Origin of the sequence: Kaistella polysaccharea (assembly GCF_020410745.1) — a bacterium.
In the GTDB taxonomy this organism is placed as follows: Bacteria; Bacteroidota; Bacteroidia; order Flavobacteriales; family Weeksellaceae; genus Kaistella; species Kaistella polysaccharea.
In genome coordinates this window covers 183173-198452 of sequence record NZ_CP084528.1, presented here as the reverse complement: position 1 = coordinate 198452, position 15280 = coordinate 183173, and the positions used below count along the sequence as shown (strand labels likewise).

At 35.9% G+C, this 15280-nt stretch carries 12 protein-coding genes; 6 read left to right on the top strand and 6 right to left on the bottom strand.

Going from position 1 to position 15280, the window contains the following annotated elements; all coding sequences use genetic code 11:
• The first annotated feature begins 20 nt into the window (after window positions 1–20).
• From LC814_RS00850 to gldG, 4 genes are all read left to right on the top strand, one after another.
• Window positions 21–851: an SAM hydrolase/SAM-dependent halogenase family protein gene (locus tag LC814_RS00850; protein WP_226064463.1), complete on the top strand. Its 831-nt coding sequence runs from the start codon at window positions 21–23 to the stop codon at window positions 849–851.
• A 162-nt stretch (window positions 852–1013) separates the two neighbouring features.
• The gene (locus tag LC814_RS00845) at window positions 1014–1559 is read left to right on the top strand and encodes a CopD family protein (RefSeq protein WP_226064462.1); all 546 of its coding nucleotides are present in this window, start codon (window positions 1014–1016) and stop codon (window positions 1557–1559) included.
• 35 nt (window positions 1560–1594) lie between these two features.
• Window positions 1595–2323, top strand: coding sequence for an ABC transporter permease (locus LC814_RS00840; RefSeq protein WP_226064461.1), 729 nt, complete (start codon window positions 1595–1597; stop codon window positions 2321–2323).
• Window positions 2324–2345: 22 nt separating this feature from the next.
• The gene (gene gldG, locus LC814_RS00835; protein ID WP_226064460.1) at window positions 2346–4001 is read left to right on the top strand and encodes a gliding motility-associated ABC transporter substrate-binding protein GldG; all 1656 of its coding nucleotides are present in this window, start codon (window positions 2346–2348) and stop codon (window positions 3999–4001) included.
• A 10-nt stretch (window positions 4002–4011) separates the two neighbouring features.
• Here the strand turns inward: gldG and LC814_RS00830 are convergent, their stop codons facing one another.
• The 6 genes from LC814_RS00830 to LC814_RS00805 form a co-directional block, all read right to left on the bottom strand.
• Entirely contained in the window at window positions 4012–4440 is a 429-nt protein-coding gene (locus LC814_RS00830) for a DUF4268 domain-containing protein (RefSeq protein WP_226064459.1), read from the bottom strand.
• A gap of 128 nt (window positions 4441–4568) precedes the next feature.
• Complete coding sequence (locus tag LC814_RS00825; protein WP_226064458.1) at window positions 4569–5762, bottom strand: glycine C-acetyltransferase; 1194 nt, start codon at window positions 5760–5762, stop codon at window positions 4569–4571.
• 98 nt (window positions 5763–5860) lie between these two features.
• Window positions 5861–7795 carry a M1 family metallopeptidase gene (locus tag LC814_RS00820; protein WP_226064457.1) on the bottom strand — a complete coding sequence of 645 codons (1935 nt, stop codon included), beginning with the start codon at window positions 7793–7795 and terminating at the stop codon, window positions 5861–5863.
• A 70-nt stretch (window positions 7796–7865) separates the two neighbouring features.
• Window positions 7866–9311 carry a D-alanyl-D-alanine carboxypeptidase/D-alanyl-D-alanine endopeptidase gene (dacB, locus tag LC814_RS00815; protein WP_226064456.1) on the bottom strand — a complete coding sequence of 482 codons (1446 nt, stop codon included), beginning with the start codon at window positions 9309–9311 and terminating at the stop codon, window positions 7866–7868.
• Window positions 9312–9460: 149 nt separating this feature from the next.
• On the bottom strand, window positions 9461–11908 hold the full coding sequence (gene priA, locus LC814_RS00810; RefSeq protein ID WP_226064455.1) for a replication restart helicase PriA: 2448 nt from the start codon (window positions 11906–11908) through the stop codon (window positions 9461–9463).
• A 144-nt stretch (window positions 11909–12052) separates the two neighbouring features.
• A complete protein-coding gene (locus LC814_RS00805; protein WP_226064454.1) occupies window positions 12053–13222 on the bottom strand; it encodes a proline dehydrogenase family protein in 1170 nt (389 codons plus the stop codon).
• An 89-nt stretch (window positions 13223–13311) separates the two neighbouring features.
• On the opposite strand from LC814_RS00805, the gene aroB reads away from it, so the two are divergent.
• Window positions 13312–14352, top strand: coding sequence for a 3-dehydroquinate synthase (gene aroB / locus LC814_RS00800; RefSeq protein ID WP_226064453.1), 1041 nt, complete (start codon window positions 13312–13314; stop codon window positions 14350–14352).
• A gap of 297 nt (window positions 14353–14649) precedes the next feature.
• Window positions 14650–15255 carry a porin family protein gene (locus tag LC814_RS00795; protein ID WP_226064452.1) on the top strand — a complete coding sequence of 202 codons (606 nt, stop codon included), beginning with the start codon at window positions 14650–14652 and terminating at the stop codon, window positions 15253–15255.
• The last annotated feature ends 25 nt before the right edge of the window (window positions 15256–15280 follow it).

The following is a 15280-nucleotide window of genomic DNA, read 5'->3' as shown; positions in this document are numbered from 1 at the left end:
GTGCTTTCTTAAAAAAACACATGGCAGTTATTACTTTTACCTCCGATTACGGACTAATTGATCACCGAGTTGCAGCGGTGAAGGGTAAAATATTGACCCTAAAAGAAGATGTAACAATAGTAGACATTACCCATGAAATTCAGGCGTATAACTTACTGCAAACCGCTTATATTGTAAGAAACGCCTATCCTTTTTTTCCAAAAGGTACCGTACATATTATTTCAGTCGACAGCTTCCATACGCCAGAGCGAAAATTTCTTCTATATAAGGCTGACGGCCACTATTTTATTGCTGCCGATAACGGAATTTTAAGTCTTATTTTTTACGATTTGAAACCTGAAGCTGTTTACGAAATTACCTTCAACAGCGGTTATGAAGACGATTTACACTTTACTTCCACCGATATTTTTGCGCCGGTTGCAGTTCACTTACAAAATGGCGGTCTGCCAGAAGTGATCGGTCGTAAATTTAAAGAACCAAAACAACTTTCTTTTCCGCGAGCCGTATTTAACGAAAGCGAACGATTTCTGGTTGGTGAAATTATGTATGTTGATAATTTCGGTAACGTGGTATCAAATATTCACCGAAAATTTTTCGAAAAATGTTGTATTGGTTATGACCGATTCATTGTAAAATTCAGAAATCTTGCGCTTTCTAGAATTCATAATCAATATACCGATATCGTCTACGATTGGACAAAAGAACATGAATTTCATGGCAAAGCAGCAGCTGTTTTTAATGATGCAGATTTGCTAGAACTTACCATCTACAAAGGAAATCGTGATAATGGGGCAAAAACTTTATTTGGCTTACAGGTTGGCGAAAATATTTATGTAGAATTCGAAAAGTAAATAAGATTTTAAAAGTTTAAATTTATTTCTTCCATTTATAAAATTAACTTCCATTTTCGAGTTTTATAGTATAAAAAGACGTTTCAATTTTATCCTTCACTATTAAATCTGGAAGTTCATTAATCGACAGAGATATATTATCTTTGTGCTCAAATTTTTTCAATGTTATACACGATTCTTAAAGCCGTACATATCATTTTTATGGTCAGCTATTTTGCCGGGATATTTTATCTGGTGCGACTTTTTGTTTATTATAAAGACACCGATGAATTTGAAGAGCAGAAAAAAGAAATTCTCCGAAATCAGTACGTTTTTATGGCGACCAGATTATGGAATATCATCACTGTTCCTGCCGGAATAATTATGCTGGTTTCTGGACTCACTTTAATTTTTTTGAATTTTGGATTAATGAAAACACCATGGTTTCATCTTAAACTTACATTTCTCTTAGGTTTAGCAGCCTACCATTGGTGGTGTTGGAAAAAATTGCGACAAATGAAAGAATTACACGGCGGTACTTTTCCCATGGCAAATATTAAATTACGTCAGGCAAATGAAATTGCGACATTCCTTCTTTTTCTGGTTGTATTTACTGTCATTTTAAAATCGATGGTTATTGCATTTTGGTGGCAATTAATTGTCGGATTTATCGTTCTAGTGGGCAGTATTATGTTGACCGTTAAACTGGTTAATAAAAAGAAATCTTAAGAGAAAAACCTAAAAATAAAAAGCGAAACTGCGGTATGTTGGCACTATTTAAAAAAGAACTTTTGACTTATTTTGGAAACTGGAGCGCCTGGATCATTATCGGAGCGTTCAGTCTTATCGGGACATTATTTCTTTTTTTCTTTGAGAATGATTTTAATATTTTCGATATTGGTACGGCGACATTACAAAGTTATTTCGTTCTTATTCCGTGGCTAATGCTTCTGATAATTCCCGCACTTTCTATGAAAACCTTAGCAGAAGAGGAACAATCTGGAACCCTAAGTTGGCTTTTTTCTCAACCTTTAAAAATTTCTGACATCATTCTGGGAAAATTTTTTGCAGTTTGGGTTTTAGGAATTTTATGTTTGATTCCTTCTCTATTTTATCTTTACACGGTTTACGTTTTAGGAATTACCTTTGGCAATATCGATTTAGGCGCAACTTTCGGCAGCTATTTTGGTTCTGTATTATTGATTGGCGCATTTGCTTCCGTCGGAACTTTTGCGTCTTCTCTCTCCTCCAATCAAATCATGGCTTATTTATTGGGCGTTCTCATTTCGTTTTTCCTTTATTTTGGGATTGAACAATTGGCAAGTTATAAACTTTTGGGCGCTGCAGATTACTACTTATCGAATCTGGGTTTCTACAAACATTTTCTGTCTTTCACCCGAGGTTTAATAGATACGCGCGATGTTTTTTATTTCCTACTCGTCATCTTTCTATTTTTATTTTCAGCGAAAATCATCGTAGAAAAGAAGAAATAATATTTTTATAGTGCTATTAAAAATGAATAAAAAGCAAATAATTTATCTGATTCTCGCATTCCTTTTATTTTTGGGAGCTTTCGGCGTTTTTGGTAAAAGAATAGATTTAACGCAGGAAAAAAGATATACACTCTCCGACGCCACGGTAAAGGTTTTAAAATCCGTGAAAAAACCCTTGAAAATTGATGTTTATCTGGAAGGTGATTTTCCGGCGAGTTTTCGTCAGCTTCAAAATGAAACCAGATTTATGCTGGAAGAATTCAGAAAGATTAATCCAAAAATAGACTTTCGATTTATCGATCCTATCAAAACAAAAATATCCAAAGATACCTTGCTTGCAATGGGAATGCAACCCTCAATTCTCCCTGATATGAAGGATGGGAAAATATCCGAGATTGTCATGTTTCCGTATGCGACCTTTAAATATAATTCTCAAGGAACATCGGTTCCACTCATTGTTAATCAGACAGGAATTGACGCTGATGAACAACTAACCCGTTCTATCGAAAATTTGGAATACAGCTTCGTTTCCACCATTAAAACACTGACGGCTGAGCACAGAAAAAACATTGGAATACTCATTAATCAAGATGAACTGAGACCGGACGAATTTTCTGGTTTTATGGAAATGGCTCTGGAAAATTATAATGCTGGCCCAATTATTCCCCAAAATAAAACTGAACTTACTTACGCTGATATGCCTCACCTTCGGCAGATGGATGCGCTGGTGATTGCCAAACCTCGGAAAGCTTTCACAGAAGGCGAAAAAGTACTGATAGACCAATTCATAATGAACGGCGGGAAAACTCTCTGGATGATTGATGCCGTAAATGCTGAAATGGACACGCTTTTTCAAGCGAAAAAAATTATGGCATATCCAAACGATATCAATCTCACCGATTTCTTTTTCAATTATGGAATACGTTTAAATTCTGCTTTGGTGAAAGATTTTAAAAAATCGTCTTTGATCAGGATTGTTTCTGGTGAAGTCGCGGGAAACCCACAATACAGCAGCTTTATATGGCCTTATTTCGCTTTGGGTATTGCTGAAAATAAAAATCCAATTACGAAAAACATCAATCCGGTAAAATTTGAGTTTCCAACGTCAATCGATACACTTGGTCGCCCAAATATTAAAACAAACATCCTTTTTGAATCCAGCGAGCGCACGAGTGTAAAGCAAGTTCCGAATTACGTGGCTTTAGCAGAAATCGTTCGAACTGATTCTTTAAGTGAATTCGAACGTCCTTCGTCACCGAAGATTTTCGCAGTAAGTTTAGAAGGTAAATTTAAATCTGCTTATGCGCAACGAAGTGAAAGAAATAAATACCCGAATTTTAAAGCGCAAAGTACCGATAATAAAATGATCATTATTGCTGATGGTGACGTGGGTAGAAACCAAATGTATAAAGGGAAAGCTTTGCCATTAGGTGAAGACTTACTCACGAAACAAACGTACGGTAATGAACAGTTTTTGCGAAATGCACTGGATTATCTACTGGATGATTCAAACTTAATGGAATTGAGAAACCGCGATATTGAAGCACGGCTTCTAGACCGAAACCTTGTCGATGACGAGAAATCCTATTGGCAATGGTTCAATTTACTTCTACCTCTTGGAATTCTCGCGGTATTGGGCGGCGTATTTTATTGGTGGCGAAAAAGAAAATTTGAATAAATGATTTTCGTCAAACATCTTTGATAAAATCTTCGTATTCGTAATAAATTTCTTCAAAACCTTCCATTTTATCGACGAAAAATTCGAATATACTTTGCCAGGTATTTTTATTGAACACGGAAACATTTTCTTTGGTGACCCAAAACCGCGCAATGACTTTCCCATTTTCTAACGTATAAAATTCGTCTTTCTGCACTTCACCTAACCTTTCCTGAAGTAAAGCCTCCAGCGACCACATTTTTTCGAAATAGGCATTTCGGAAAAGTTCGTCTTTCATTTCGATATCCAGAGAAACTTCTGCTTTTTTATGATCTGCATAAAATTTAAAAGAAAAGTCCTTAATCTTGGTGTCATACAAAATCCATTTGCGAGGAAAACTTTTTCCAAAAGCAATCCAGAAATCTTTGCGCAACTGTTGAGCTTCCTGCTTACTGAACATAAAATGAAATTATTATTGTGCGAACATACTTAAATTTTAAAGACAATAAAAATTTAAAACAGAGCTTTCCGATGCTAAATGAAACAAAAAAAACCTTCAATAATGAAGGTTTTAAATTATTTTGAAGTTTATATAACTTCCAGTTCTTTTCCCACTTTTTCAAACGCAGCAATCGCCTTGTCTAATTGTTCTCTGGTATGCGCTGCCGAAAGCTGTACTCGAATTCTCGCTTTTCCTCTTGGCACCACAGGGAAGAAAAATCCAATAACATAAATTCCTTCATCCATTAATTTTTCTGCCATTTTTTGGGCTAATGGCGCGTCGTATAACATTACGGGAACGATCGCTGCCTCTCCATCAGGAATATCAAATCCTTTGGCTTTCATTTCTTTTCTAAAATATTCAGAATTTTCCATGACCTGATCTCTAAGCGAAGTATCGTCAGAAATCATATCTAAAACTTTAATGGCTGCACCAACAATTCCCGGAGCCAGTGAATTCGAGAATAAATAAGGGCGAGAACGTTGTCTGAGCATATCAATAATTTCTTTTTTACCAGAAGTAAATCCACCCAACGCGCCACCTAATGCTTTTCCTAAAGTTGAAGTAATAATATCTACTCTGCCCATAACGTCATTGGCTTCGTGTGTTCCACGACCAGTTTTCCCGATAAATCCTGTAGCGTGAGAATCATCAACCATCACCAAACAATCGTACTTGTCTGCCAAATCGCAAAGACCTTTTAAATCTGCTACAATTCCATCCATTGAGAAAACTCCGTCGGTTACGATAATTCTAAAACGATGCTCTTTTTTGGAAGCTTCAATTAATTGCTCTTCCAGATCTGCCATATTATTATTCTTGTAGCGGTATCTCGCTGCTTTACACAAACGAACACCATCAATAATCGAAGCATGGTTTAATTCATCGGAAATAATGGCATCCTGATCGGTAAACAAAGGCTCGAAAACCCCACCGTTTGCATCGAAACATGCGGCGTATAAAATGGTGTCTTCCATGCCAAGAAATTTAGAAATTTTAGCTTCTAATTCTATATGAATATCCTGAGTTCCACAGATGAAACGTACGGAAGACATTCCATAACCATGACTTTCTATCATATCCTGAGAAGCTTTCATGACTTCCTGATTATTTGAAAGTCCTAAATAATTATTCGCACAAAAGTTGAGAAGCTTTTTTCCATTCGCTTCTATCTCCGCGGATTGCTGCGAGGTAATAATGCGCTCTGTTTTAAACAAACCGTCATTTTTAATATTTTGCAACTCATTCTGTAAAGTCTCGAGATAATGTGTAGATATCATAATTGAATTTTTTGAAATGCTAATTTAAGAAAAAAAGCCCTCTTAAGATGGGCTTTTCTAATTAACTTGATTATAGTCAACGGAAAAGTTCGGGTATACTAATTTTTAATAAATTTAAAATTTTCTCCCGCTATTTTCAGGATATAAACGCCTTTGGAGAAGCGCGATACATCTAAATTTTGTTTAACAGACAATGTTCCCGATTTTATTAATTTACCGTCAATACTGTAAATCTGGAATTCTTCAGATTTTAATAGTCCGGAAATTGAAAGTGTATGTTGTACAGGATTTGGATAAATGATTAGTGGTTTTTTAAAATCATCTGAGGTAGAAAGTATAGAAGCATCTTTCACCACCGTGGAATTTTTTTCGACAATTTGTTTATCATAGTTAAATTCCACCGACGCAACAGTAAACGTAACGGGAATGCTGAAGGTTTGGTCATTTTTTGTATGGTCTAAGACGACTTCATTTATTTCACCTAATGTGCCAGTGATCTTTATCGGTAATGGTAGTTCGAAAAAGTTTACAGAAAAATGACTTTGAATTTGCCCGACTTTAAAGCGAACATTTTTATCGCCAGTTTGATTCCATTTAATCTGATAGGTCGGATATCCCTGACCGTAAATCCATTCATCAAAAAAGGCGGTAAAATCTTTTCCAGTCGACTTTAATAATGAATTTTTGAAATCTGATGTTATGGCATATTGATATGCTAAATCTGGTTGATTATGGTAATCCTTTAACGACTGATAAAATACATCTTCGCCCAATATCCACTTCAACATGCGCAAAACATAGGCACCTTTCGAATAGCTTAAACGGCTGTCAAAGACCCGATTAATATTGTTTAAATCTGAATCTGCAATATAAATACTCCCGCCCGGAGAATTTGTAATATAATTAATTTCAGAGGTTAGAAAAGTTCGGAATTGCTCTTTTGTCATTAATAACTTTTCATTCGCCAAATGTGCGCCAAATGTTGCAAAACCTTCATTTAGCCAAATGTCATTCCACGCGCCGCACGTCACTTTATCTCCAAACCATTGGTGGGCAAGTTCGTGCGCGATAAGCGACTTGGGAAATGACCCCATTGATGACATGGTAGCATGCTCCATTCCACCGCCCCAGCCAAACTGCATATGGCCGTATTTTTCTTTACGATAAGGATAAGCACCGAAGTATTCTTCAAATACATTCATCATTTCTTTCGTCCAGTTGATGTTCGCCATTGCTGATGAATTGGCGGCCGTAGAGGGATAAACGTAGTTAACGAATGCAAATGGAGGATTTCCCATCGTGTCATTAAATTTGGTATAATTGGTAATTCCTAACGCCACGAGATAAGCAGGAATTGGATAATTTGTTTGCCAAAAAGTAATTTTTCGATTGCCAGAAAGCAATGTTTCCGAAAACAATTTACCATTTGAGGCAACATTGTACTGATCAGAAGTTGTAATCTTAATATCAACTTTATTAATTTTATCATTCATGCTTTGCTTTGTTGGGAACCATTCCTGCGCGCCATAAGGTTCGGAAAGTGTATAAAGAACCGGTGTTCCTCCCTGAACTGAAACGGTGAACGCATCACCAGCACTTCCTGATGAATCTGGAACACCAGAATATTTAATTGATAAAGAATCTGTAACGTTTGCGGAAATAGCAGCAGGAAATTCTATTTCCAACTCCTTGGTTGGCAATTGCGTAAAAGTTAAATTGCTACCGTGGTATTTAACTTCTGAAACTATCAGGGTATTTGAAAAATCAAAATAAATTGACGATAAATTGTCAGCAGTTACAAAATGACTGGTCACGGTTCCAGCAACATATTTTACCGCTGGATTTAAATCCAGTTCAAGTCGCTGATAGATGAGATCGTAATTTAAAGTGTTGGGATTAACATTGTAATCAATCATCTTTAAATATCTTTCGCTTTCTTTTTTTATAACAGTTTGTAGATCTGAGGTGTGAATCTGGCCGAAAATATAGGTAAAAGAGAAAAGCAGACAAAAGAAATAAAGTTTTTTCATCATTAAAAATTTGAGAATAAAGATAAAAAAACCTTCCAATAAAATTGAAAGGTTTTGTATTTAATTTTTTGATTTACAGACTTAAAGCCGGTTCTAGAATTTGTTCCATCCTCGCCTTCACTTGATCCACTGATCCGGCATAATTATTAATTAATAATGAAAATACAAGTGTTTTACCTGAATATGTTTTCATGTAACCTGCAAGGGCTTTTACTTTATTTAATGTTCCGGTTTTCGCAAATATTTGTCCGTTCCCAATATCATAAAATGTTTTTTTCAAAGTTCCGGTTTGTCCACCAATCGGTAAAGAATCGAAATATGATTTGTAATATTTCTCATTCATAAGATTGGCTAAAAACTTAACTTGTGAAATTGGCGTCACCACGTTATTGCGCGACAATCCGCTTCCGTCATAATAGCGTAATCCTTCAACATCGAAGTTTACATTTTTCAGATGATCCATCACGGCATTCCGACCACCTTCTAAAGTTTGATCACCAAATTTTTGGAAACCAACCATTCGCAAAGTTGCTTCTGCCAATGCATTATCACTATGTTGATTCGTATACATAATAATTTCAGCTAAAGTTGGTGACTGATAAGAAGTAAGTACCGATCGACTCTCTGGTTCTGAATCCGTAATTTTGGTAACTACTTTTCCAGTTACTGGCAAGCCACTTTTTAGCATTGTAGTTCGTAAACTGTTTGCAAGGTAAGCTGGCGCATCCGGTAATTTTGTCGTCAGGTAGCCGCCGTCAAATTTATCTGCGTAAACCATTTTCCCGATGTAGGGAGAAATGTAATAATAATTCTTATTTTCTGCGAAAGGATTTGCCTGCTTTGCGATTAACCTTTCATTTTGAGGATTAATTTCGTGCGTTGTACCGACCGGCAGATAATAGCTTCCGTTCTCTAACCAAACAATATTTTCCGGAAGATTTTGTGTTTTATTTAATTTGAATAAAGCTGTCTGAATAATAATATCGCCATTTACCTTCTTAATTCCCTTGTCTGAAAGCGACGAAATAAAGTCCGCCACAATCTCGCGATAGGAATAAGCGCCCGCTTTGTTGGTGCCAAGTGATGGATCACCACTGCCTACAATATACAAGTTACCCTGCAGAATGCCCGCTTCGTCAACTGTACCAGAATATTCTAATTGCGTGACCCACCGAAATTTCTCGCCCAACAAACTCATTGCAGTATCTGTTGTCAAAAGTTTGGTCGTTGATGCTGGGACTAAAGATGCATTTTCATTGTAAGAACTGACTACTTTTTTTGTCTTCGGATCATACACTACAAAACCCCAGTCTGCATTTCGCAAAACGGGATCACTCATCATCGAATTAATTTTAATATCGACAAGTTCCTTTGCGGTTAATAACTTTTCAGCAGATATATTGGCGTTTTGATTTTCGTAAGATTGCGGATAATTGGAAGAAGTAAAGGTTCCCTGACCAAAAGCCAATGCAGAAATGGCTATTGCAGAAGAGACCAGAGTTTTTTTGATGTTAATCATTTAAATTTATTATTTGATTATCTTTTGTTAACGGCATTTTCCGTAATAGTTTTACGTTAAGCCATTTTAGGAACGCTCAAAAATATAAAATATTGTTGATTAACAACTGATTAAGGTTTATAAAAGGTTGGAATTTCTGTTAAACTTTGTTAAAAATCAACAAAAATCACCTTTTTTATGGATTGGTAAGCTTTTATTTCCCCAAACTCTTCCAGACTTTTAAGAACCAAAGCTTTATATTCTTCATATTTTTTCCCTCTCGGAAGTTTAAGAAGAACTTGATACTGATACAAAAGATTTAATTTTCCAATAGGTGCTTTTTCGGGACCCAAAATACATTCTTCCGGTAAATATTTTCTTAAAATCGATCCTAAAAACTGCGATGCACGATCTACCTTTTCCTCGCGTCGGTGCTTTAGTTCAATCATAATTAATTTCACAAAAGGTGGATAGTTAAATTTTTTGCGCTCCGTAAGCAAATGCTCATATAAATTTGCAGTATCATTTTCCTTAAGCATTTGAAAGATAGAATGTTCTGGATTATAAGTTTGAATGAGAACTTTCCCTTTGCCAGATAGTCTGCCGGCTCTTCCTGATACCTGTGTAATTAACTGGAATGCTCTTTCCTCGGCACGAAAATCTTGTACATACAACAGCGCATCTGCCTTGGGTATTGCGACCAGCTCAATATGGTCGAAATCTAAACCTTTAGAAATCATCTGCGTTCCCACTAAAATATCGGTTTCCCCACCTTCTAATTTTTCGTAGAGTTTTTCGTAGGCAAATTTCCGTCTCATAGAATCTACATCCATGCGATCGACTTCGGCGTCGGGAAAAATTCCGGAAACTTCTTCATGAATTTGTTCAACACCAACGCCGCGAACATTTAATTTTTCTGAGTTACATTTCGGACAATTTCGGGGTTTTGCTGCTTTCTGCCCACAATAATGGCATTTCATTTCATTTGAAAATTTATGATACGTCATCACTACGTCACAGTTTGAGCAATAATTTACGTAACCACAACTTTCACATTCTACCACATTGGCGTAACCGCGCCGGTTATGAAGAATCATCGTCTGTTTCTTATGATCAATTTGAGTCCGAATTTCATCAATGAGCGCCAGGGAAAAATTGCCAACGGTTTTTTTAGAATCCTGAGCTTCTTTAAAATTAATGAGTTCAAACGTTGGGACATTAACATCTCCGAAGCGATCTTCTAAAAGCACATACTTTAGAATATCTTTCTTTGCTGCATAAAATGATTCCACAGACGGAGTGGCGGATCCCAATATAACATTGGCTTTATAAAAGTTGGCTAAAATTTGAGCTGCATCTTTCGCATTGAAATAAGGGGAAACCTCTCGTGGCTTGTAACTGGAATCATGTTCCTCATCAACAATAATTAAACCGAGATTTTGGAAAGGCAAAAAGAGCGCATTTCTGGTGCCGATCAAGATTTTGATCTCGTTATTTTTAACTTTACGCCAAACTTCAACACGCTCAAAATCGGTTAATTTTTGATGGTAAAAGCCGAGTTTTTGGCCATATTTCTTTTCCAGTCGCTGCACAATTTGTTTGGTGAGCGAAATTTCTGGAAGAAGTAAAAGTGCATTTTTTCCAGATGCTACAATTTCCTCTATTTTTTCCGCATAAATATGCGTTTTCCCGGAGGAGGTGACGCCGTGAAGTAAAACGTTTTTTCCTTCTTCAAAAGCCTCATCAATTTCAACCTTTGCGCGCAGCTGCGTTTCAGAAAGCATTTCCAAAGCTTCGGTTTCTCCCTCGAAAGTTTGCAGGCGCTCTTTCGTCATGATATATTCTGTAACCAGTTCTTTATTGATGAGGCCTTTCAACTGCGCATGTGCATAATTTCCTTCTTCAAAAATATCGGATTTACGAAGTGCTTTCTCGGGATTTTCGGTTTCTTTTTCTAAAATATGGAGAAAAAGTTCCTGCTGTTTAGGGGATCTTTTTAATGATAAAAGAATTTGGGGCAATTGTGCCGGATCAACTTTATCTGCATTTAATTTAATAAAAGAAACTTCTTTTGCCTTATATTTTTCGGCGATTTTTTCATCGATTTCAATATACTGCAGGTCAATCAACGATTTGATAGTCTTTACGATATCTTTTTTTGCAATAAAAGCTTCAATTTCTGTTAAATTAATGAGCTGCCTCACTTCCAAGGCTTGTATTAAATACATTTCATTAACATCAAGATGCTGGAAATCTACAATGACATTCGGCTTTAACTTTAAGTATGTTTCGCTTTCCAGTTTTAGAGAACCGGGAAAAGCAAAACGGTATATTTCCCCAATATTACTCAAATAATAGTCGGATAACCACGACCAAAATTCTAACTGTTCAGAAGGCAAAATTGCGGAGTCATCTAAAATATTGATGATGTCTTTTGGTTGAAAATTTTCCGGTTTTGTAGAATGAAGAGAAAAAACAATTCCCGTGTAAATTTTCTTTCCGCCAAAAGGAACTAAAACCCGCATTCCAGGCTGTATTGCATCCATAAGTTCATCAGGAACTTTGTAGGTAAAAGTTCCTTTTAAATTTAAGGGTAAAATAATCTGAGCAAAAATCAAGATAACAGGGGAATATTGAGCGATTTATTTTTTGAAGGCCAACAAATTTAAGAATTTATTCTGTCAAAAAACCATTGAAAGAAAATCAAAAAAACGGGCAAAAGCCCGCTTATGTTTTTAAATAATAATAATAAAGAATAAGTCTTAAATACCTTTTCTTCTTTTTAGTTCTTTCGCGATAAGACCTAATTCTCGACCAGTTTGTCCGGCAACGGAAGTATTTTCCTGCGCGCGTCTGGTTAAATAAGGTACAACATCTTTCACAGGTCCGTAGGGCAGATATTTGCACACGTTATATTTCTCTGAACCCAAATAATAAGTAATATTGTCACTCATTCCGTAGAGCTGCCCAAAATAAATCTGAGGATGATCGTTGGCTAAACCCATCGCTTTCATTTTATCCATTACAAGTTCCGTCGATTTTTCATTGTGCGTACCGAAAAAGGCTGAAACGAAATCTAAATTATTTAAAACGAAATCAATCGACGCATTATAATTATCATCAGAAGCCTGCTTCGTAGGCTGTATCGGATCTGGATAATTCATGGCTGCTGCGCGTTCGCGCTCTTTTTCCATATAGGCGCCGCGAACAAATTTATAACCCAAGAAATAATTTTTCTCTTTTGCTTTTTCTAAATCTTTTGCCAAATATTCCATTCTTCCGGTTCTATACATTTGGAGCGTATTCCAGATGATGGCTTTTTCTTTATTGAATTTTTCCATCATTTCTGTGACCAAAATATCTGTTGCATCTTGCATCCAGCTGTCTTCCGCATCAATCATTAATACAACATTCCGATCGAAAGCCATTTGGCAAACTTCTTCATACCGCTTCACAACTCTCGCCCACTCTTCCTTCTGAGACGTGGTTAATTCGACATTTTTCCCGACTTCTTCATAAATTTCAATTCTACCAAAACCAGTAGGTTTAAAAACCACAAACGGTATCGCGGGATTTCCTTCTGCAAATTTTATGTTTTGTTTAATTTCCTCACATGTTTCATCAAAAGAAGCTTCTTCTGCTTTTCCCTCAATTGCATAGTCAAAAATACTTCCCACATGATGCTTAAACATCTGTTTCACTACCTTCATACTTTGCTCGCGCGTTTCACCTCCACAAAATTGCTCAAACAGGGTATTCCGCACGATTGTATTTACAAAGGGTACGTTGTTTTTCACCGTAAAGTTTAGAACGGATATTCCAAGACCTGTTACAGCTGGCTGTTCAATTGCTTTAAACATCCAGTACGCCTTTTTCAGTTGAGAATCTGTCTTGTCTGCGAAGGCAATTTGGGTATTATCAAAAATGCTCATATTTGATTTTAAATTGAAGCAAATTTAACGATACTCCTTGAATTGATAAACTAAATTAAAGTTTAATTTTGTGATAAAATTCAGCAAAAATGATTTCCATCTTAGATAATGATTTCTCGCAACTCAACACATTTATTGAAAAACTCAATCCTACACAGCTTTTAATTTTAGTTGATGAAAATACGCATGAACATTGTCTGCCAGTTTTACTGGGTAATTTAGAAACCGAAATTCCTTTCGAGATCCTGGAAATTGAAGCCGGCGAGGAAATGAAAACACTGGAAACTGCTGCACAACTTTGGGAAATCCTTACTGATTTTAAAACCGATCGAAAAGCGCTGATGATTAATCTTGGCGGCGGAGTAATTACGGATTTGGGCGGATTTATTTCTTCAACTTATAAAAGAGGAATACCATTTATTAATATTCCTACCACACTTTTGGGAATGTGCGACGCTTCTATTGGTGGTAAAACAGGGATCGATCATCAATATTTAAAGAATATAATCGGTACATTTTCAGAACCTGAACACATCTTTGTATTTCCTGACTTTTTAAAAACACTACCCTTCGGCGAACTTCGCAGTGGTTTTGCAGAAATGCTGAAACATGGTCTCATTGCAGATAAAAAACACTGGAAAGATTTGCAAAACATGACCGCTCTTACTGCGGAAAATATTTTTCCTTTTATTGAAACATCGATGAAAATTAAGCAGAATGTCGTTAAAATAGACTTCCGGGAAGAAAATATTCGCAAGACTTTAAATTTCGGACATACCGTAGGACACGCAATTGAAAGCTTATTTCTGAAAAAAAACACACCCATTCTCCATGGTGAAGCTGTAGCGATGGGAATGATCTGCGAAACACAAATTTCCCTCCTGGAAAATTTACTATCACCAAACGACACCGAGGAAATTATTGAAGGAATTAGAAGATTTTTTCCAAAATTGACCATCAGTGATTTTACAGAAGAAGAAATTCTTGGCCTGATGAACAATGATAAAAAGAACGAAGGTGGTAAAATAAATTTTTCTTTACTAACCTCAATCGGAATTTCTGTATTTGATCAGTCAATTGATTTAAAAAATATTGCTACGGCATTACATTTTTATCAAAATCTGGCATAGAAAACATACAATTCTCCAACTAAAGTCACTTTCGCAATCTATTCGAAAGTGTTAAAATTATTATATCAATTACCTGTAATTCAGAAAGTTAAATCTCATTTATTTTAAACATACGTTTAAGTTTGTAGTTAATTCATAAGTTTTGGCACAGCGTTTGACAATACTCTGGCGTAAAACAATTTAAAAAACGTAGCGATACTGAAGAAATGTACACTCGGAAATTTTAAACATTTTAAAATTTAGAAAACAAATTCCTCATTATCAAAATCAAAAAAATTAATTAGAAAATTTAAGATTATGAAAAAGTTATTTTTAGGTGCAGCAGTAGCAATGAGTACATTGACATTTGCACAACAATTCGGAGTTAAAGCAGGTATGAACGTTTCTTCATTATCTACAGAAGAAGGATTAAGCGACCAAGGATCAAAAATTGGTTTTAACGCAGGTGTATTTATGAATGCTCCAATCGCGGAAAACTTTAGTATCCAACCTGAGTTGTTATATTCACAAATGGGTGACAAATACAACCAAAACATCGCTGGAACAACTTATGCGAGATCAAGAAATTTAGATTATATCACATTACCAGTAATGTTCCAATATAATGCGACTCCATCTTTCTATTTAGAAGCAGGTCCAGAATTCGGATTGCTAGTTACAGCGAAAAACAAGTACACTAACGAAAGCAGTAACAGTACTATCGGAGAATCTGCAAACTACAAAGACGATTTAAACAGTTTTAATGCTGGTCTTGGTTTAGGTGCCGGTTATTATTTTACGCCACAAGTTGGTGTTACAGCTAGATATGTTGCAGGTTTGACAGATATTTTCAAAGATGGAAATAATTCTGGTTCTGCAGTGAAAAACAATGTATTCCAAGTTGGATTGGCTTACAAATTTTAAGAAAAAACACTTCATATATATCAGT